Here is a 20,122-nt window from a genome sequence, read left to right on the forward strand (position 1 = left end):
ATTTTTCCTTAATCTGTAGTAAATGTAAGTGTTACAGTTCCAGTCTGAGTTGTCAGCTTCGAAGTATCAATCGTTTGATTGTCCACAGTCACAGTAACTCCCTTCACTACACCTAAAGTAATGGTAACGGGATTCTTAGTTGAAACTGTTGTTTTTGCATTCTTATTGTCTGCGGATAGTGTCACACCACCCTCCAGCTCACTTCCTGAAACACTTACCCAACTAGTTGCATCTGATACTGCCAGTTGAACAGTAGCGATTTCCTTACTCGTTTTATACCGAGCTTCAATGCGGTTTCCTTCGCCTGACACTGTAATAGTTGATTCCGTAGTAGAAGACGAGCTAGACGTCTGACTACTAGAAGATGAACTAGATGAGGTTGTGGAACTAGTTGAGTTCACAACGCTATAATTAGCTGAAGAAGGACTTGGCTGAGTTTGGATGTAGTTCCAAACATAGTAAGTCACAAAAATTAAAATTGACAAAGCAAATAGGACGAAATAAAACAAGGGGAGATAAGACGTTTTTTTCTTATTTGATCGTCTGCGACCAGACAAGTCTTCTTCATCGACATCTACCTCTTCATAAGTAATCATACTACCTGAATCATAGGCATCCAAAACAATTCTTTCATCTAACTCTACTGCCCAGGCATATTTTCTTAAAAAAGAACGAGCATAGAAGGTACTAGGAAGTTGATCAAAATCATCTGCCTCCATAGCTTCTAGAAAGTTCAACTGAATTTCAGTTTTTTCCTGTAATTCTTCCAGACTCAATCCCTGGTTAATTCTAGCTAAACGCAGAACCTCGCCAATTGTTTTTTTTCTCATACGTACCATTCCTTCTTTCTAGTATTAGTCATCTTTTAAGCTGGAAAGATTGTAAAATCAACTAGATCACCATTATCAATCAAACGATGTCCAGCTTCTAGAACATCCTCCAAAGTAATTTCCTGTAAAATTTTCGGAAAATCAAAAATTGTTTCTCCGCAATCCATCGGATCGTATTGAGTTGCAATAAACTCCAGGGAGTTCATACTGCTGAAAAACTCCCCAAACATCTCACTCTTAACAAGATCTAAATGTTCCTCGGTAATATCCGCATCACTACTAAACTGACGAATCGCTTTCCGAAATTGATGCGACAGAGAAACAGGCTCTTTGGTGTCCATTGTCAATATCACAAAATGAAAGCGACTGTTGACTTCAACCTCAAGTGATAATGACACATCTAACTTCCCAGTCTCATATAACCTTTGAAAACGATCAGAAGTCCAACCAAACATCATCGTAAATAGTAATTTCAATAAAATATTGTAACGATAAGACTCAACTTCTGTTATTTGCCCATTACCTCTAATCGCAACAGCAAGTTTGGGTGAAGAAACTTCCATCCGAAGACTATCTGTTTGCTTCACAGGCTGCAAAAGGAGTTGCTCTTTTGAAACCGTAAACTGGTTTGAAACTTCCTTTTCCTTTTTCGAAAAGTATTCCTCAACAACTTCCACATCAATATTTCCAACTAAAAACAGTGACATGTTGACAGGTTTGTAAAACTCTGTAAAGTTCTCTTTTAAATTTGAAACTTGAATCTCAGAAATTGATTTTTCACTTCCAACTATATCTGTCGCTAAAGGAGTATCAGGATAAAGGTTGGCTAATGTTGCAAAAAACAAACGTGAGTCTGGATCATCTTGGTACATTTCTCGTTCTTGCTGGATAATAGCCTGTTCCCTCAAAACAGACTCTTCTGTAAAATGAACATCTCCGACTAACTCATCTAGCAAATCTAAATTCTCTAATAGATGGTCAATTGTTGAAAAAAGATAGCTGGTCTTAGTAAAGCTTGTAAAGGCATTACTGTCCGCACCTAATCGAGTAAAAGCAGCCATTATATCCTCAGAGTTTTCTCTTTCAAACAATTTATGTTCAAGAAAATGTGCAATTCCTGCTGGATGATGACGTAAACCTTTTTTCAAACTTGTATAAGCTGCATCTACAGAACCAAATTGAACTGTTACAATCCCATAAACCTCATTGAAATCTTGTTTAGGAAGTAAAGAAACTGTCAATCCATTTGACAATTGTGCTTTGTAGACTGTTTCCTTTACAGCAGAATAGTATTTTTCTTCAAAAGTAACCTTTGTCATTCTACTCCTTCCATAAAGTAAATCGCTTGTAACTTCAAACTGTTGGCAACTTTACAGACAGCTTCTTTATCAACACTCTCTAATTTTGCCACCAATCGATCAATGTCAAAGCTTGATTTCCCCAATAGAGCATTCAAATAGACTCTTTCAACTAGGGTCTGTTGATTATCTTGAGCCATCAACAAAGATCGTCGAATCATCTCCTTGGTTTGTTCAAGTTCAAAATCTGTAAAGTTACCCTTTTTCAGATCTAGCAATTGATGATTCATCATTTTTCTAGCCTGATTTCGATTTTCTCTATCAATACCCGCATACATCCTTAACAGACCACTAAACAAATCCAATTGACTCGAGACTGTATAGGCTATTCCAGCATTTTCACGAACGTTTGTAAAAAGTTTCGAATGTGCAAATTCACCCAACAAACCATTCATAACAAGCATGGGCAAATGCTCATCATCACCATATTTTACAGGAGAATGATAGCCTAATTCTAAAATAGATTGCCCAACATTCCTCTGAACCATTCCTTCTCGTAGAACATTCGAATAAGATTGATGGTACTGGATAGTGACGCCGTTCTCTCTAGCTGTAAAGGGTAATGACTTCAGCGATTCTGTAATTTCTACTTCGTTGAAATCACCTAAGAAAAAGAAATCAATACGATCATTCTTCAGAGCATTTTGAAAGCACGTGTAGCTACTTTCTGGAGACTCATTTGAAATGCTATTTCGTAAATCACTGTATCTCAATTGAAGACGCTCATCATGGAAGAACAAGCTATCCAACTCCTTATGAGCAAAATAAAATGAATCATCCATATCAGTAGCTAAACTAGCCAATAACTGTTTTCTTTCAATTTCAAACAAGACTGGCTCAAAAGCACCATCTTGAACTAAGGGGGAAAATAAAGTCTGTTTTACTAATTCCAAAATTCGAGAAGTCAAGACATTTTTTTTACTCAAGAACTCATCTCGCACGTAGGTAAATGTTAAGTCAAGAATATGTGCTTGTCCTCTACGATAAGCACTTGTGGAAATATCTGTTCCATATAAACTTGCCAAGTATTTGCGAAATGCTTGTGATGTGGGATAAGCTTGATTTGCCGTCTCCAACATACTTGCACTTAACATGCGTCCTGCTATTGTCTCAAGAGATAAGGGAGCAGTAAAACGAATAGTGATTTTATTTGTTTTAAATTTTTTGGATTGAACAAAATGTACTGAAATTCCAGGCACTAATTCCATACCTTACCTCCTTACATATAGAGTTCTATTATACCACGAAAATCAAAATTTTTCTTGTTCTCTTTATAGCTTTAAAGAGTAAAACCGCTTTCATTTTAGCTAACTTTCCTTCAGCTATTTCAAGGAAAATATGGTATAATACCAAAGATTGAGGTGAATTATGGAATACAAATTATTTGAAGAATTTATTACGCTCCAAGCCCTCCTAAAAGAACTTGGAATTATACAAAGCGGTGGTGCTATCAAATCCTTTTTAATAGATCATCAAGTTTACTTTAATGGCGAGTTAGAAAGTAGACGTGGGAAAAAAATCCGTATTGGAGATACGATTGACATTTCTGATTTAAAGATTGATATCACCTTGACACAACCAAGTTTAAAAGAGCAAGAAGAGTATCAAGCAGATAAGATTGAGAAAGAGCGAATTGCTAAACTTGTCAAAGAGATGAATAAAGGTATCAAGAAAGAAAAACAAAAAACTTCTTCATCGCCTAAAACCAAACAAGTTCCACGTTTTCCAGGAAGATAACCATGTGGCTCCAACATTTAACAATTAAAACCTTTCGAAACTACAAAGAGGCGAAAATTGATTTCAATCCAAAATTAAATGTCTTTCTAGGTCAAAATGCACAAGGAAAAACCAATATCCTAGAAGCAATCTATTTTTTAGCCTTAACACGTAGTCATAGGACTCGTACAGATAAAAATCTCATTCATTTTGATAACGAGCAACTCCATCTTTCTGGCTTGCTACAGAAAAAAACAAGCTCTATCCCTCTAGAAATTGATTTAACGCCAAAAGGGCGTGTGACTAAGGTCAATCACTTAAAACAAGCTCGCCTTTCAGACTACATCGGACATATGAATGTTGTCCTCTTCGCACCTGAAGATCTCCAGCTAATTAAGGGAGCACCTTCTGTCCGTCGAAAATTTATAGACATCGAACTGGGACAAATTAAACCAATCTACTTGTCAGACTTGTCAAACTATAACCACATACTCAAGCAAAGAAATACTTATCTAAAATCCAGCCAGAAGATTGATGAAACATTTCTGTCAGTCTTAGATGATCAGTTAATAGATTATGGTTGTCGCGTTATAAAGCATCGGATAAAATTCATTAAAGACTTAGAGAAATTTGGCCAAAAAAAACACTTAGAAATTTCAAATAAATTAGAAGAACTGTCAATATCTTATCAAACATCTGTCAACTTCACTAATGAAGAACAGCTAACAAGTTCCTTTAAAATTGCTTTGGATAAAAGCAGATCCAGAGATTTATTTAAAAAGAATACTGGAGTTGGCCCTCATCGAGATGATATTTCTTTTTATATCAATGGTATGGATGCTAGTTTTGGAAGCCAAGGTCAACATCGTAGCCTTGTTCTTTCTATCAAACTAGCAGAGATTGAGCTAATGGAAAGTATTACCAACGAGTCTCCTATACTATTGCTTGATGATGTTATGAGCGAACTTGATAATACACGGCAACTAAAATTACTAGAAACCATTTCTCAATCTATCCAAACCTTTATTACAACAACAAGTTTAGACCACTTACAAAACTTGCCAGAAAACCTTAGTATTTTCAATATTCAAAACGGTAAAATTTCTGTAAATCAAAATTGACAACACTGTAAACAAAAAGAACTCCTGAAAATCAGGAGTTCTTTTTTACTTCCTACATAGAGTAGTTTGGTGCTTCATTAGTAATTTGTACATCATGAGGATGACTTTCTTTTAGACCAGCCCCAGACATTTCAATAAATTGAGCGTTGTCGTGTAATTCTTTAAGGTTAGCTGCACCACAGTAACCCATACCAGAACGAATACCACCAATCATTTGGAAGACAATATCAGCTGCTGCGCCTTTATAGGCAACACGTCCTTCAATTCCTTCTGGAACAAGTTTGTTTGCTTCATTGACAGAACCTTGGAAGTAACGGTCACTTGAACCTTTCTTCATTGCAGCGATTGATCCCATACCACGGTAAGTTTTAAACTTACGTCCTTGGAAGATTTCCGTTTCACCTGGTGCTTCGTCTGTTCCAGCGAACATTGATCCAAGCATAACCGCATTTCCACCTGCAGCAAGGGCTTTTACAATATCTCCAGAATACTTGATTCCACCATCAGCAATGATTGTTTTTCCATATTCACGCGCAACAGCTGCTGCATCATAGATTGCTGTCACTTGTGGGACACCAACCCCTGCAATCACGCGAGTGGTACAAATAGAACCTGGTCCGATACCAACTTTGACAACATCTACACCTGCATCATAAAGAGCACGCGCACCTTCTGCAGTGGCAATATTACCCGCAATCAAAGTGCGGTCTGGGAAGTGAGCACGAATCTCAGCAATTTTACGCAAGACACCTGCAGAATGACCATGTGCAGTATCAATAACAATCGCATCCGCTCCTGCTTCAAAAAGAGCCTCTGCACGTTCAAATGTATCTGAAGTAACACCTACTGCACCAGCAACTAGAAGACGACCAAACTCATCTTTTGCTGCATTAGGAAATTCAATTACTTTTTCGATATCTTTAATAGTAATCAAGCCAGAAAGACGACCTTCTTCATCAACCAAAGGAAGTTTTTCAATACGGTGTTCTTGAAGAATACTTTCAGCTGTTGCAAGATCTGTACCAACAGGAGCAGTAACAAGATTTTCACTGGTCATGTGGTTTGAGATTGGCTGATTGTAATCTGAAATAAAGCGAAGATCTCGGTTTGTTAGAATACCAACCAATTTACGATTTTCAAGTGTCTCCACAACTGGAACACCACTGATACGGTAACGTCCCATCAGTTCATCTGCTTCAGCAATAGTGTGTTCTGGAGTCAAGAAGAATGGATCAATAATAACACCATTTTCAGAACGTTTTACCTTGCGAACTTCATCTGCCTGTTGCGCAATAGACATATTTTTATGGATTACTCCAAGACCACCCGCACGAGCAATGGCAATAGCCATTTGACTTTCTGTGACTGTATCCATGGCGGCTGTTATAATTGGGATATTTAAAGTCAGATTATCTGCCAATTTTGTTGTTAAATCTGCATCATTAGGCAACACATGACTTTCTGCTGGAATGAGCAATACATCATCAAAGGTAAAACCTTTTTTTAAAAATTTAGTATCCCAATTAGACATTGAAGTTTCCTCTTTTCTTTCTTTTTGAGCTTGACTCTTTTTGTATTGTATCTATCATACCATTCTATGAAAATTTGTCAATTATATTTATGGTAGAAATCATAAAAAAACTATCCCTGTGATCCTATGGAAGAGATAGTTTTACAATTCATATTTTATCTATTATTTAAAATAATTTAGTCCCATTGCTCCCTTAACTTCAGATAGAGTTTGCCCCGCAACCTCACGCGCTTTCTCACTACCTTTTTGAAGCATATTGTACACTTCTCCCATATCCTTAGCAAATTCGATACGGCGCTCACGAATAGGACCAAGTTCGCGTTCTAATATTTCAAGTAGATAACGTTTCGTCTTCACATCACCAAGACCACCACGTTGATAATGTTCTTTCATATTCGCAATTTCTTGAGCATCTTCTGGACGACCAAACACATCTAGATAATGGAAAACCATGTTTCCTTCAATCTTACCTGGATCCTCCACTCGAATATGATCCGGATCAGTATACATGCTCATGACTTTTTTACGCAACGTATCCGCATCATCTGCTAGATAAATACCATTATTAAGGGATTTAGACATTTTAGCATTTCCATCTAAACCAGGCAAACGCCCTGCTCTCTCATTTTCTGGATAAACACCTTCCGGCTCCACCAAGACCTCACAATTATAAGCATGATTAAAGGAACGAACAATCTCGCGAGTTTGCTCAATCATTGGTTTCTGATCTGTCCCAACAGGAACATAATTAGCCTTGAAGGCAGTAATATCTGCTGCTTGCGCAATCGGATAAACCAAAAATCCTGTCGGAATACTTTCTCCAAACCCTTTTTGAGCAATCTCTGTTTTTACTGTCGGATTCCGTTCCAAACGAGCTAGTGATACCAAATTCATATAGTACATAGACAGCTCAGCCAACTCTGGAATCTGGCTTTGAATAAAGATAGTTGATTTACTTGGATCCAATCCAACTGCTAAATAATCCAAGGCAACATTCCCAATCGATTCTACAATCGTTTGAGGGTCTTTAGCGTGATCTGTCAATGCTTGTTGGTCCGCCAAAAAAACAAACATCTCATACTTGTCTTCTTCCTGCAGTAATACTCTATTTTTAAGACTCCCAACATAATGTCCAATATGCAGTTTTCCTGTTGGGCGATCTCCTGTTAAAATAATGGGTTTCGTCATTTTTTTCTCCTTCGAAATGGTCTCTTCAATTATAGCATTTTTTTGTTAAAATAACAGAAAATTATTTAAATCAAACAACTAACTTATTGTAAACAAACCTGTAAACTTAATTGACACAAAATTGACAAACAAAAATTTGAATATTTCTCTCTTTTCTAGTAGAATAAATATATTACATATTATAGGAGAAAAACATTGCTTACAGTATCTGATGTTTCACTACGTTTTAGTGATCGCAAACTTTTTGATGATGTCAATATCAAATTTACAGAAGGAAATACATACGGATTAATTGGTGCTAATGGTGCTGGGAAGTCTACATTCTTAAAAATTCTAGCTGGTGATATCGAACCAACAACTGGTCACATCTCTCTTGGTCCAGATGAACGTCTCTCTGTCCTCCGTCAAAATCACTTTGACTATGAAGATGAGCGAGTTATTGATGTTGTCATTATGGGAAATGAAAAACTTTACAACATCATGAAAGAAAAAGATGCCATTTACATGAAGGAAGATTTTTCCGATGAAGATGGTGTTCGTGCAGCCGAACTCGAAGGTGAATTTGCTGAACTTGGAGGTTGGGAAGCAGAAAGTGAAGCATCCCAATTACTTCAAAACCTAAACATTCCAGAAGAATTGCACTATCAAAACATGAGCGAATTGGCCAATGGTGAAAAAGTGAAGGTTCTCCTTGCTAAAGCACTTTTTGGTAAACCAGATGTTCTTCTCTTGGACGAGCCGACCAACGGGTTGGACATCCAATCTATTACTTGGCTAGAAGACTTCTTGATTGACTTTGATAACACTGTTATCGTAGTATCCCACGACCGTCACTTCTTAAACAAAGTGTGTACTCATATGGCTGACCTTGACTTTGGAAAAATTAAACTCTATGTTGGAAACTACGACTTCTGGAAGGAATCTTCTGAGCTTGCTGCTAAATTGCTAGCAGACCGTAATGCCAAGGCAGAAGAAAAAATTAAGCAATTGCAAGAATTCGTTGCTCGCTTCTCTGCCAACGCTTCTAAGTCAAGACAAGCAACGTCTCGTAAAAAAATGCTTGACAAGATTGAATTAGAAGAGATTGTTCCTTCTAGTCGTAAATACCCATTTATCAACTTTAAAGCAGAACGTGAGATTGGTAATGATCTCTTGACAGTAGAAAATCTAACTGTAAAGATTGATGGCGAAACTATCCTAGACAATATTAGTTTCATCTTGCGTCCAGGTGATAAAACAGCTCTTATTGGACAAAACGACATCCAAACAACTGCATTAATTCGTGCAATTATGGGTGACATCGACTATGAAGGAACTGTCAAGTGGGGAGTTACTACTAGCCGTTCTTACTTGCCAAAAGACAACTCGGCTGATTTTGCAGGAGGAGAGTCAATCCTTGACTGGTTGCGTCAATTTGCAAGTAAAGAAGAAGATGACAATACCTTCCTACGTGGTTTCCTTGGTCGTATGCTCTTCTCTGGTGATGAGGTTAACAAACCTGTAAACGTCTTGTCAGGGGGAGAAAAAGTACGTGTCATGCTTTCAAAACTCATGCTCTTGAAATCAAATGTCCTTGTACTTGATGATCCAACAAATCACTTGGACTTGGAATCTATCTCAAGCTTGAACGATGGATTGAAAAACTTTAAAGAATCAATCATCTTTGCCAGTCATGACCACGAGTTTATCCAAACTTTGGCAAACCATATCATTGTTTTGTCTAAGAATGGCGTCATTGATCGTATTGATGAAACCTACGATGAATTCCTAGAAAATGCAGAAGTACAAGCAAAAGTTAAAGAACTTTGGAAAGATTAAATAAGACTTCAAAACTCAGTTGGGGTAACCAACTGAGTTTTCTATCATTCTACGAGGTAACATGAAATCATTTTTTAAAACATATTGGACCTATTTTGTTTCTTTCATCATTCCTTTAGTAATTATGACTGGAGTATACCTAACTCAAGGTATCTACTGGAACAGCGATGCATCTCCACTATTAGGAGACGGTTTCCATCAATACGTTATTTTTGATGTAGCTTTACGAAATATTCTGCATGGAAATGGCAGTTTGTTTTACACCTTTACAAGTGGCCTCGGACTGAATTTCTATGCTCTATCTAGTTATTACTTGGGTAGTTTTCTCTCACCTCTGGTTTACTTTTTTAATCTGTCGAATATGCCAGATGCTGTTTATCTGACCACTCTATTAAAATTTGGATTGATTGGTCTGTCAACCTTCTTTAGTCTAAATAGATTATTTAAAGATATCCCAAAATTTTTAAAACTTGCCTTATCTACTTCCTATGCTTTAATGAGCTTCACTATCAGTCAGTTAGAGATTAAAACTTGGCTAGATGTTTTTATCTTGATTCCTTTAATTATAACTGGTTTACACCTACTTATAACACAAAAGAAGCGCCTACTATACTTTACAAGTTTGTCAATCTTATTTATTCAAAATTATTATTTTGGGTATATGACAGCATTGTTTCTTATTTTCTGGTATCTCTGCCAAATTTCTTGGGACTTTAAAACTCGAAAATCATCTTTTCTTGATTTTGTTGTTACCTCCTTTTTAGCTGGAATGGCTAGTTTGATTATGACTCTTCCTACACTGTTTGATTTACAAACTCATGGTGAGAAGTTAACCGCCATCACAAAATTAAAAACAGATAGTAGCTGGTATCTGGATATTTTCGCAAAACAATTCATCGGATCTTTTGATACAACTAAGTATGGATCTATACCAATGATTTTTGTTGGATTGCTTCCTTTTATTTTAACCATTCTATTTTTCACAATAAAATCTATTAAGTTTCACGTGAAACTTACCTATGCAATTTTCTTTGCTTTTTTAATAACAAGCTTTTACATAGAAGCACTTGATTTATTTTGGCAAGGGATGCATACCCCAAATATGTTTTTGCATCGCTATGCTTGGATTTTTTCCACTCTGTTAATTTATACTGCAGCAGAAGTCTTAAATCGCTTGAAAGAACTGAAGCTCTGGAATCTATTTGTCTCACTTTTTCTTGTACTAACAGGATTTTTGGCTACTGTCTATTTTAAATCACACTATTCTTTTTTAACTGATTTGAATATCCTACTCACTCTTGAATTTCTTCTAGTTTATGCTATTTTACTTCTTGCAGTCATTAGAAAATTTATCTCTATAAATCTATTTGCAATTCTTTTGTCTTTATTTATAACAGCTGAGATAAGCTTAAATGCATCATCTCAAATGGAAGGAATAGCTAAAGAATGGGCCTTTGCTTCTCGTAACGCCTATAATAGAGATATCACCGCTATGGAATCCATTCTAAACCAAATTGACGATCCATTTACACGTACTGAGAAACTGCAAATTCAGACAGGCAATGACAGTATGAAATTTAACTACAATGGAATCTCTCAATTCTCGTCTGTACGAAATCGTTCAACTAGCACTAGTTTGGATAAACTAGGATTCAAATCCTCTGGAACCAACCTCAATCTCCGTTATGCTAATAACAGTCTTTTAGCAGATAGTTTATTTGGAATCCAGTACAATATTTCTGAAAATTCACTTGATAAGTATGGCTTTCAAGAGATTTATCAAAAGGATCATTTAACCTTATATAAAAATCAACTCTCTTTACCCATTGCTTTTGCCACTCAATCTATTTACACAGATGTAAACTTTAATAATCACACTCTGGATAATCAGGCTTTATTTATAAACCAGCTTGCTAATCTCAACTTAGATTACTTCTCCCAAATAGCATATGATAAAACAGATAATTCAGATGGTTTAATGAGCATCACAGGTTCTGCGAATGAAGATGCAAAGATTGATTATCAAATTGAGGTTCCTCAAAATAGCCAAGTCTATCTCTCTTTTTCAAATCTTCATTTTACGAATGATAAACAAAAGAAAGTCGACATCCTTGTCAACGGTGAAAAAAAGACTTTTACAACTGACAATGCATTTAATTTCTTTAATTTGGGTTATACTGAAGAACAACAAACCTTCAATATCAGTGTTAGTTTCCCTGGAAATTCTCAGGTGTCATTTGAATCTCCAACCTTCTATCGTTTAGATACTCAGGCTCTTACTGAAGCAATCCAAAAGATTAAAGAACAACCTGTAGAAGTATCCACCTCTAAAAATAAAGTCTTTGCTACATATGAAGTCAAACAAGATACCTCTATTTTCTTCACTATTCCTTATGACAAAGGTTGGTCTGCATACCAAGATGGGAAAAAACTTGAAATCAAGCAGGCTCAGACTGGTTTTATGAAAGTTGATGTTTCAAAGGGAAAAGGCACCATTACACTTTCCTTTATCCCCAATGGTTTTGTTATTGGAGCAGCCTGCTCACTAACTGCCCTTCTTCTTTTTGGGATCTATAATCACAGACGAAATTTATCTAAGACAGAAAAAGATTGACCAATTCCTTGGCCAATCTTTTTAATCTTCTTCCATTTTCTTAGGTTGATAAGCTAGCATACCTAAAGCAGTAAAGAAAGCTAGAGTTATAATAAGGAAAATCACTTGATGATGAATATTTCCTGTCATAGAAATTGTTTGTCGTAAGCCTGATACAGAATAACTCATTGGTAACCAAGGATTGACACCTTTGAAGAAATCATTTGTCAAAGCAAGGGGATAGGTCCCTGCACTTGATGCTAACTGTAATAAAAGTAAAATAAGAGAGAAGAAAGCTCCAATACGGCTATTCCAAGTTGTTAAAGCTGTCACCATAGACATGAAAGCTAAACTTGTGATTATAATTAGAACCAAGGTCCTCATCTCATGGTTCGCAGTCAATCCAATAAGATGGACACCTCCATAAACTAAAACACCTGCTAAGACAGCTATAATCCCATTTATTTCAGAGCGAGACTTCAACCAAGCCCAACGACTCTCTGGATGACGTCCAGAAGGCAACTTAGCAAAAATCATATTGGTAGATATAGCAGCAACAAAAAGAGCAACTGATATCATATAAGGAGCCATGGCAATCCCATTTACAGGAACTTGGTCGTTATCTGTTTTTGAGAGAACTAGAGGTTCAGATAATGTTTCTGCATTTTTAGATTCTGTCGAAGCTGATTTGAGTTGATTATTAGCATTGCCTAATCCTTGTCCTAATGAATCAACTCCTGTCTGTAAATCTTCAAGACTAGAGGTTAAGGTTGTTCCACCATCTGCTAGTTTTCCAGCACCATCTGCAATCTTCATAGCGCCACTTCCTAGTTGAGATGCTGCAGAAAGTAACTGTGTTGATTTATCTGTTAATTGACCAGAGCCAAATTGTAATTTAGTAAGACCTGCTATTAGCTCTGGACTCTTATTATTCAATTGAGCAGAACCAGATGACAAACTTTCTATACCTGATACTAATTCTGGAGTTTTTCCAGCTAGCGCATCTGCTCCAGCTGTCAAGGTTGATGTATTTTCTGTCAACTTACTTGATCTAGAAACTAATTGATCTATACTAGTTGTTAAGTTTGCATTCTTTTCACTTAGTTTATTGGCACCTATAGAAATTGTGTTCAGTCCCTTAGTATAGTTTACAACCCCTTTTTCAATTGACTGACTTCCTGGAACCAACTGATTATCTAAAGCAGTTTGCAATTTTGTAAATCCATTTGACAATGTTGTCAAGGAGCTAGATGCTGCAGGTAAGAGTTGATTTGCTTTCGTCTGCACATCAGATAGATTAGATACTTGTTGTTCTGAATTCTCTATACTTTCTTTCAATCCTCCTACTGTCGTTAAAATTGTTTTTGCTGACTCAATAGTAGAACTAGAATTTTTAGAAATAGCTTCTGTCAGTTCTTTCTTTTGTTCCTCTGTAAGAGATTGATAAGTAGCTGTTGATTGAAGGTTAGTAAGAGTTTTCTCTTGTTCTGTCTGACTTTTGGTCACAATATCCTGAGCAAGAGTTGTTAGATTTGGCAAAGCTTCTGACAATGTACTTTTCAGTTGAGTATTATCTGATATTGTAAGAGCTTGTAGTGTTTTATTTAGTTCTCCTAAGCTTTTTGCCATTTGCGCTATTTCTTCACTTTGTTGAGATGAGGACTCTAATTGGCTTGAAATTTCTTTAATACCAGTATTTAATTGCTCCATTCCATCTCTTAGTGTATCTGATTGATTGGATAATTGACTTGTTCCGTTAGAAAGTTCTTTTACACTACTTGTATATGCATTTACACCAACAGAAAATTGATTGAGACCTGTATCCAGTTGTGAAACGCCACCTGTATAAGACTTTATACCTGTATTTAGCTGATTTACACCTGTCACCAACTCAGGAGTTTTTGAAGCTAATTGACCAAGTCCAGTGTCAACTTGTGAGACAGCATTTGTATAACTTTGTAAACCACTATTAAAAGATCCTAAACCAATATGTAATTGCTCTATAGCAGACACATAGCTAGATAAGCCTTTTGTAAATTGATCCGCTCCATTTGAAAAAGTTACAGTTGAATTAGCTAGAGTATTAAGATTTGTCGTCAACGTTTGACTTCCCGTTACCAACTGATTGGCTCCATTAGCCAATTGTTCACTTCCATCAGCTGCTTTATTTATTCCAGACTTCAAATCATTCATTTTTTGAAATAAAGCCTTAGTGTATGTTTCAGTAATATTAGCAGAGACGGTTTGTTTTAATTGTGTCATTGCAGAATCACTCATCTTACTTGCAATAAAGCTATGTCCACTTGACGTCTGATAATCAATCTGCATTTGTTCAGGATGATTCGTTAGGATAGAGGTCGCTTTTTCAGATAGGTCGCTTGGTAAAGTCACTACCATATAGTAGTCACCATCTTCTAGCCCTTTTTCCCCTTCCTCTTCATTAACAAAGTGAAAATCTAAAGCCTTATTTTCTTTTAAATTAGACACCATGTCTTCACCAATTGCCATTGTCTGTCCATTATAAGAAGCTTCCTTATCTTTATTGACAACTGCCACAGGTAACTCCGATACTTGACCATATGGATCCCACATGGACGATAAAAATATGATATTGTATAAAGCTGGAATGAGAGAAATCCCTATCATTACAATGATAAAGGTCGGTTTTTTAAATATTGCTTTCCATTCTTTAAACATGTCTCCTCCTTTTTTTAAACATATTGTCTAAAATTTTGATATAATAGATTATACATCAAAAAATCCAAATTACAAGGTAAAAAATACTTTTTTTAGACATATAGTCTATTTTTGTGTACTAGGAGGAATTATGAAAGAAAGTAATAAACGGTTAAAAACAAAACGAATTATCGAAAATGCCATGGTTCAATTATTGACGGACCAACCCTTTGATCAAATTTCTACTGTCAAGTTAGCAGAAAAAGCCGGAATTAGTCGTTCCAGCTTTTACACTCACTATAAGGATAAGTATGATATGATTGAACTCTACCAAAGTAAGCTATTTCATACCTTTGAGTATATTTTCCAAAAACATGCTCATCACAAAAGAGATGCTATCTTAGAAGTATTTGAATATTTAGAGTCTGAACCACTATTAGCTGCACTCTTATCTGAAAATGGAACAAAAGAAATCCAAAATTTCTTGAGAAATAAACTTCACATTATGCTTAGCACCGACCTTCAGAAACGCTTTATGAAACTACAACTCAATCCAATTGAATTAGAATACAGTAGCATTTATCTAACAAATGCCCTATTTGGTGTTTGACAGACTTGGATTGCTCACGGAAAAAAAGAAAGTCCGCAAGAAATGACAAACTTCATTATGAAAATGTTAGGTGATGTAAACTAAAAAAAGAACACCAATGGTGTTCTTTTTTTATCTGACTCCGCCAGTAGGACTCGAACCTACGACATCATGATTAACAGTCATGCGCTACTACCAACTGAGCTATGGCGGATAAAATAGTCCGTACGGGATTCGAACCCGTGTTACCGCCGTGAAAAGGCGGTGTCTTAACCCCTTGACCAACGGACCATCTATCTGTAGCAGATATAACCATTATATCAATTTCTTACTAATTGTCAATCACTTTTTAGATTTTTTCTCTAGAATATCTTTTAGTTTGCGGACTTTTAAACGAGTAATCGGACAACGATGATCTTCATAAAAGACAACTTCTAAATTCTTTCGATCAATTTCTCTCACATTTCCCACATTGACAAGGAAAGATTTATGGGAGCAATAAAATCGCTGGGTATGTTTGTCCTTTTCCTGAATATCTGTCATAGTTCCATAGAATTCTTTAGCAAAATTCTTACCAATAATCCGAAGTTTATGAGAAACTCCTGTGGTTTCGATATACAAAATGTCATGGTAAGGAATTTTCAAATCATTTCCTTTATAGTTGTAATCAAAATAGTCTACAACATCTTCGTTTTCAAGCAGCATGCTCTTAGTGTAAAAAATACTCTGCTCGATGCGTTTTTTGAACAACTCATCATTGATATCTTTATCAACAAAATCTAGGGCTGATACTTGGTATTTGTACGTTAAGGTAGCAAATTCAGAGCGACTAGTAATAAAGACAATAATAGCATAAGGATTGTGATGACGGATAAATTGAGCCACTTCAAAGCCTTTTTTCTCGATTCCATGAATATCGATATCTAGGAAATAAAGCTGGTTTACTTCATCATTTTCGATATATTCCTTAAACTCACGAACTTTTCCTGTTGTCTTATATGAAATAGGAATATTCGATTCTTCCGAGATTTCATTTAATATTCTCTCTAGTCTCACTTGATGTTCAATAACATCTTCTAAAATTAATACTTTCATTCGAATTCCCTCTTAAATCTAATAATTTGTCTAAATGTGTTGTCTTCCATCTCTGTTTCTAAAATAATGTTGTCATACTTATCTAAAATCTCTTTGACATTATTAAGTCCTAGACCTCTATTTCTTCCCTTGGTAGAAAAACCTAAGGCAAATAGGTCCTCTGAAGGCGTCATAGTGATTTTGCATGAATTCTGGATAACTATAACTGTTTCAAAATCCATTTTAATGACTGCAACTTCCATTTGTTTCAAATAACTATCTGCAGCACCTTCAACAGCATTGTTTAATAAAATGCTCATGATACGAACAAGATCAAGTAAATCTATTGACAGTCTAGTAATGATATCCTTTACTTCCAATGTAAACTCTACATCATTTTTTCGTGCATAGACAATCGATTGAGCAATTAAACTTCGTAAAGCAGAATCTTCTATATTATTTAAATCAAAGTAAGTATATTTTTCTGACCTCAATTTCTGATTTGCTTTTACTAAGACTTCATTGTAAACCCTGTTAATTTCTTGTAAATCTCCACTGTCAATCGCCATTTGCATGCTAACAAGCATCCCTGCATAGTCATGACGAAAACCTCGAATTTCATTATACAACTCCACAATTTCGTCAGTATAAGTCTGTAAATGTTTTTGTTCAAATTTCTTTTGTTTTAGAGCAATCTCTTTTTCAATTTGAACCTTGTGAGAATTCATTGCAAAGAAAATCAATAACAAGCAAATAAAAACAATGGTTGATAAAATACTTCCGAAACTATTTAAATGATGAGTTGTACTTACTATATCTGAAATAAATAATAAGATATGCAAACCAAAGAAAGCAACTATTACTTTTTTTAAAAAAGGGTACAGATAATCTTTATCAAAATATTTAATATCCAGATGAAAATAACGAATTATTATTAGAATAGAAAAATAAGTCATCAACAATACTACGAAAAGGAATGTACTTTTATAGTGTAATACTACTTCATCTCCTGTTATAGAAGATAAGGTTACGGATATAAAAGTATGAGTACTGTGATATAATAAAGATAATAGTAAACTGATAAAAATAGCTTTGTATTTTTCAGACTTCTTTAACTTTCTTAAATAAAGGTACACAACCAAAGGAAATAAAAATTTAGACAAAGCAAAACTATTAGAAAATACTAGTGTAATAATTTCTTCAAGTATAAAAACTGAGATGCATGTATAACAGAAAAAAACAATTTGTTCTTTTCTATTTATTTTACAGATCCATTCATAAATTTTGCTAATAATGATAAAATAAAAAATAGCTATCCCTAATCCAAATAAATCCATTACTCTCTACCTTTATTTCATTACTTTCTTCTTGGAAAAATAAGATTACGAATTGTTTCTGAAATTCTCCAATCTCCACCCCGAATCTCCTGCAATTCTGACTCTGTTACCTCTTTAAATTGTTCCAACTTTACTGTATTTTTCATAATGAAATCTCCTGTATTATTTTTTCTTGTAAGTTAACTTACACACCTATTATACAAAATGAAGACCATGTAAGAAAAAATTCTTCCCAACTGTGCATTTTTGCACCTGAAATGCACTTTTTTAAGAAAAAAGCTGGGATCTATCCCAGCTTCACATCTAAAATTGATCCCAGCAGGATTCGAACCTGCGACCGTTCGCTTAGAAGGCGAATGCTCTATCCAGCTGAGCTATGAGACCTAACACGACCATTCTATCAAAAAACAAGAGCTAAGTCAATCTTCTATTTGTGGTAAGGAGAACCCTGCTGAATTGTAAAAGCACGGTAAATTTGTTCAACTAAAACCAATCTCATCAACTGATGTGGTAATGTCAGACGTCCAAAACTAACAGAAAGATTAGCCCTATTTTTTACAACAGGAGCTAGACCCAAACTTCCTCCAATGATAAAAGTAAGCGTTGAGTATCCTTTTATATAAGCTTGCTCTAGTTGCTTACTAAATTCCTCTGAGGAGAATGTTTTTCCTTCAATGGCTAGTACAACGACAAAGTCTCTTTTTCCAACCTTAGAAAGAATTCTTTCACCTTCTGTTTCCAAGATTTTTTGATTTTCTAATTCACTGGCTTTGTCAGGTGTCTTCTCATCAGTGAGCTCAATCATTTCTAATTTGGCAAAACGTGAAATTCGTTTGGTATATTCAGCAATTCCATCTTTAAGGTATTTTTCTTTTATTTTTCCTACTGTTACAATTTTTATTTTCATTCTTCTATTCTATCATATCCACACTTCATTTCACATCTTATACACACAAAAATCATTCAAAAATACTAGTGAATTCACAGAATAAAGCGAGTTATCCACAACTTGTGAAAAACTTTAATCTTTTAAGTTTGGATTAAGTTAATAGGTTTATAATCTGAGTAAATAAATAACAAACGGAGGCGTTTATGAAACACTTACAAAAATTTTACAAAAAAGGAGTTAAAGTTCTTGTAATCATTCTAATAGGATTTTTAAGTGGTGCCTTAGGAAGTTTCGTAACATTACAACTTTATCAAAAACAAGGAAATCAAGCTACGAATAATAATTCTGGCACTGTCACTCAAACATCCTATAAAAATGAAAACTCAACCACTCAAGCAGTAAATAAAGTTAAGGATGCTGTTGTCTCAATCATTACTTATTCTTCTTCTAGCAGTAGACAAAGTAGTGTATTTAACGCTGATGACACTAATTCTGATTCAGACAATCAACAAATCGCAAGTGAGGGATCAGGTGTTATCTATAAAAAGGATGATAAGGATGCCTATCTTGTAACTAATACTCACGTTATCAATGGAGCTTCAAAAGTTGATATTCGCTTGGCAGATGGTACCAAGGTTCCTGGTGAAATTGTCGGATCTGATACCTTCTCTGATATTGCTGTCGTTAAAATTTCTTCAGAAAAAGTTACAACAGTAGCAGAATTTGGGGATTCAAGTCAACTTAGTGTTGGAGAAACAGCGATTGCTATCGGTAGTCCTCTAGGTTCAGAATATGCTAATACAGTTACACAGGGGATTATTTCAAGTCTTAATCGAAATGTTTCTCTAAAATCTGAAGATGGTCAAGCTATTTCAACAAAAGCCATTCAAACAGATACAGCCATTAACCCTGGTAACTCTGGTGGTCCACTTGTAAACATTCAAGGACAAGTAATTGGTATTACATCAAGTAAAATTGCAAGTAATGGTGGAACATCTGTAGAAGGTCTTGGTTTTGCAATTCCTTCAAACGATGCACAAAATATCATTAAACAGCTTGAAAGTGATGGTAAAGTGACTCGTCCTGCTCTTGGAATTCAAATGGTCAATCTGTCAAATGTTGGAGCTAGTGATCTTAGAAAACTTAACATTCCAAGTGGCCTCACTTCAGGTGTAGTTGTTCGATCTGTTCAAAATAATATGCCAGCAAATGGACATCTTCAAAAATACGATGTCATTACCAAAGTTGACGACAAAGAGATTGCTTCATCAACAGACCTACAACACGCTCTTTACAATCATGCTATTGGAGATACTATCAAAGTAACCTACTACCGTAACGGTAAGGAGGAAACAACCTCTATAAAACTAGATAAGAATTCTGCTGATTTAGAGTCTTAATT

The 20,122-nt window shown here is 35.3% G+C and carries 15 protein-coding genes, 3 tRNA genes and 1 pseudogene; 6 read left to right on the forward strand and 13 right to left on the reverse strand.

Annotated elements, in window-relative coordinates; all coding sequences use genetic code 11:
• Nucleotides 1-8 precede the first annotated feature (8 nt).
• Genes rodZ through NMM25_RS05825 form a run of 3 tightly spaced genes read right to left on the reverse strand, consistent with a single transcriptional unit; the run spans nt 9 to nt 3,396 of the window.
• Nucleotides 9-830, reverse strand: a complete 822-nt coding sequence (gene rodZ, locus NMM25_RS05815; protein ID WP_254726392.1) for a cytoskeleton protein RodZ — start codon at nt 828-830, stop codon at nt 9-11.
• A 35-nt stretch (nt 831-865) separates the two neighbouring features.
• On the reverse strand, nt 866-2,149 hold the full coding sequence (locus tag NMM25_RS05820; RefSeq protein ID WP_254736228.1) for a pitrilysin family protein: 1,284 nt from the start codon (nt 2,147-2,149) through the stop codon (nt 866-868).
• A complete protein-coding gene (locus tag NMM25_RS05825; RefSeq protein ID WP_254736229.1) occupies nt 2,146-3,396 on the reverse strand; it encodes a pitrilysin family protein in 1,251 nt (416 codons plus the stop codon). The genes NMM25_RS05820 and NMM25_RS05825 overlap by 4 nt, the downstream gene beginning before the upstream one ends.
• A gap of 160 nt (nt 3,397-3,556) precedes the next feature.
• On the opposite strand from NMM25_RS05825, the gene yaaA reads away from it, so the two are divergent.
• Nucleotides 3,557-3,925 (forward strand): S4 domain-containing protein YaaA, encoded by a 369-nt coding sequence (gene yaaA, locus NMM25_RS05830; RefSeq protein WP_254736230.1) that lies wholly within the window; start codon nt 3,557-3,559, stop codon nt 3,923-3,925.
• A gap of 2 nt (nt 3,926-3,927) precedes the next feature.
• A complete protein-coding gene (recF, locus tag NMM25_RS05835; protein ID WP_254736231.1) occupies nt 3,928-5,025 on the forward strand; it encodes a DNA replication/repair protein RecF in 1,098 nt (365 codons plus the stop codon).
• A 52-nt stretch (nt 5,026-5,077) separates the two neighbouring features.
• On the opposite strand, the gene guaB is transcribed toward recF, so the two are convergent.
• Nucleotides 5,078-6,556: an IMP dehydrogenase gene (gene guaB, locus NMM25_RS05840; protein WP_000073416.1), complete on the reverse strand. Its 1,479-nt coding sequence runs from the start codon at nt 6,554-6,556 to the stop codon at nt 5,078-5,080.
• A gap of 162 nt (nt 6,557-6,718) precedes the next feature.
• Nucleotides 6,719-7,744 (reverse strand): tryptophan--tRNA ligase, encoded by a 1,026-nt coding sequence (gene trpS / locus NMM25_RS05845; protein WP_049518870.1) that lies wholly within the window; start codon nt 7,742-7,744, stop codon nt 6,719-6,721.
• A gap of 195 nt (nt 7,745-7,939) precedes the next feature.
• Between trpS and NMM25_RS05850 the strand changes: the two genes are divergently transcribed.
• Nucleotides 7,940-9,562: an ATP-binding cassette domain-containing protein gene (locus NMM25_RS05850; RefSeq protein WP_000958793.1), complete on the forward strand. Its 1,623-nt coding sequence runs from the start codon at nt 7,940-7,942 to the stop codon at nt 9,560-9,562.
• Between the two features lie 61 nt (nt 9,563-9,623).
• Nucleotides 9,624-12,176, forward strand: a complete 2,553-nt coding sequence (locus NMM25_RS05855; RefSeq protein ID WP_254736232.1) for a YfhO family protein — start codon at nt 9,624-9,626, stop codon at nt 12,174-12,176.
• A gap of 21 nt (nt 12,177-12,197) precedes the next feature.
• On the opposite strand, the gene NMM25_RS05860 is transcribed toward NMM25_RS05855, so the two are convergent.
• Complete coding sequence (locus NMM25_RS05860) at nt 12,198-14,852, reverse strand: YhgE/Pip domain-containing protein (RefSeq protein WP_254736233.1); 2,655 nt, start codon at nt 14,850-14,852, stop codon at nt 12,198-12,200.
• A gap of 130 nt (nt 14,853-14,982) precedes the next feature.
• Between NMM25_RS05860 and NMM25_RS05865 the strand changes: the two are divergent.
• Nucleotides 14,983-15,525 (forward strand): annotated as a pseudogene (locus tag NMM25_RS05865) (TetR/AcrR family transcriptional regulator C-terminal domain-containing protein).
• Nucleotides 15,526-15,560: 35 nt separating this feature from the next.
• On the opposite strand, the gene NMM25_RS05870 reads toward NMM25_RS05865, so the two are convergent.
• The 7 genes from NMM25_RS05870 to rlmH form a co-directional block, all read right to left on the reverse strand.
• A tRNA-Asn gene (locus tag NMM25_RS05870) sits at nt 15,561-15,634 on the reverse strand.
• Between the two features lie 5 nt (nt 15,635-15,639).
• Nucleotides 15,640-15,711, reverse strand: a tRNA-Glu gene (locus tag NMM25_RS05875).
• A gap of 51 nt (nt 15,712-15,762) precedes the next feature.
• Nucleotides 15,763-16,515, reverse strand: coding sequence for a competence system response regulator transcription factor ComE (comE, locus tag NMM25_RS05880; protein WP_000866079.1), 753 nt, complete (start codon nt 16,513-16,515; stop codon nt 15,763-15,765).
• On the reverse strand, nt 16,512-17,831 hold the full coding sequence (comD, locus tag NMM25_RS05885) for a competence system sensor histidine kinase ComD (RefSeq protein ID WP_000362883.1): 1,320 nt from the start codon (nt 17,829-17,831) through the stop codon (nt 16,512-16,514). The genes comE and comD overlap by 4 nt, the downstream gene beginning before the upstream one ends.
• Nucleotides 17,832-17,851: 20 nt before the next feature.
• Complete coding sequence (gene comC / locus NMM25_RS05890) at nt 17,852-17,977, reverse strand: competence-stimulating peptide ComC (protein WP_254726406.1); 126 nt, start codon at nt 17,975-17,977, stop codon at nt 17,852-17,854.
• A 164-nt stretch (nt 17,978-18,141) separates the two neighbouring features.
• A tRNA-Arg gene (locus tag NMM25_RS05895) sits at nt 18,142-18,215 on the reverse strand.
• Between the two features lie 43 nt (nt 18,216-18,258).
• Nucleotides 18,259-18,738: a 23S rRNA (pseudouridine(1915)-N(3))-methyltransferase RlmH gene (rlmH, locus tag NMM25_RS05900; protein ID WP_254736234.1), complete on the reverse strand. Its 480-nt coding sequence runs from the start codon at nt 18,736-18,738 to the stop codon at nt 18,259-18,261.
• A gap of 185 nt (nt 18,739-18,923) precedes the next feature.
• On the opposite strand from rlmH, the gene NMM25_RS05905 reads away from it, so the two are divergent.
• Nucleotides 18,924-20,120: a S1C family serine protease gene (locus NMM25_RS05905; RefSeq protein ID WP_254726409.1), complete on the forward strand. Its 1,197-nt coding sequence runs from the start codon at nt 18,924-18,926 to the stop codon at nt 20,118-20,120.
• Nucleotides 20,121-20,122 lie beyond the last annotated feature (2 nt).

Source organism: Streptococcus sp. CF10-1 (assembly GCF_024295825.1).
Classification (GTDB): Bacteria; Bacillota; Bacilli; order Lactobacillales; family Streptococcaceae; genus Streptococcus.

Bases quoted from the DNA above. Each gene is read 5' to 3' on its own strand.
- rodZ (WP_254726392.1), bottom strand. From the start codon at position 830: ATGAGAAAAAAAACAATTGGCGAGGTTCTGCGTTTAGCTAGAATTAAC.
- NMM25_RS05820 (WP_254736228.1), bottom strand. From the start codon at position 2,149: ATGACAAAGGTTACTTTTGAAGAAAAATACTATTCTGCTGTAAAGGAA.
- NMM25_RS05825 (WP_254736229.1), bottom strand. From the start codon at position 3,396: ATGGAATTAGTGCCTGGAATTTCAGTACATTTTGTTCAATCCAAAAAA.
- yaaA (WP_254736230.1), top strand. From the start codon at position 3,557: ATGGAATACAAATTATTTGAAGAATTTATTACGCTCCAAGCCCTCCTA.
- recF (WP_254736231.1), top strand. From the start codon at position 3,928: ATGTGGCTCCAACATTTAACAATTAAAACCTTTCGAAACTACAAAGAG.
- guaB (WP_000073416.1), bottom strand. From the start codon at position 6,556: ATGTCTAATTGGGATACTAAATTTTTAAAAAAAGGTTTTACCTTTGAT.
- trpS (WP_049518870.1), bottom strand. From the start codon at position 7,744: ATGACGAAACCCATTATTTTAACAGGAGATCGCCCAACAGGAAAACTG.
- NMM25_RS05855 (WP_254736232.1), top strand. From the start codon at position 9,624: ATGAAATCATTTTTTAAAACATATTGGACCTATTTTGTTTCTTTCATC.
- NMM25_RS05860 (WP_254736233.1), bottom strand. From the start codon at position 14,852: ATGTTTAAAGAATGGAAAGCAATATTTAAAAAACCGACCTTTATCATT.
- comE (WP_000866079.1), bottom strand. From the start codon at position 16,515: ATGAAAGTATTAATTTTAGAAGATGTTATTGAACATCAAGTGAGACTA.
- comD (WP_000362883.1), bottom strand. From the start codon at position 17,831: ATGGATTTATTTGGATTAGGGATAGCTATTTTTTATTTTATCATTATT.
- comC (WP_254726406.1), bottom strand. From the start codon at position 17,977: ATGAAAAATACAGTAAAGTTGGAACAATTTAAAGAGGTAACAGAGTCA.
- rlmH (WP_254736234.1), bottom strand. From the start codon at position 18,738: ATGAAAATAAAAATTGTAACAGTAGGAAAAATAAAAGAAAAATACCTT.
- NMM25_RS05905 (WP_254726409.1), top strand. From the start codon at position 18,924: ATGAAACACTTACAAAAATTTTACAAAAAAGGAGTTAAAGTTCTTGTA.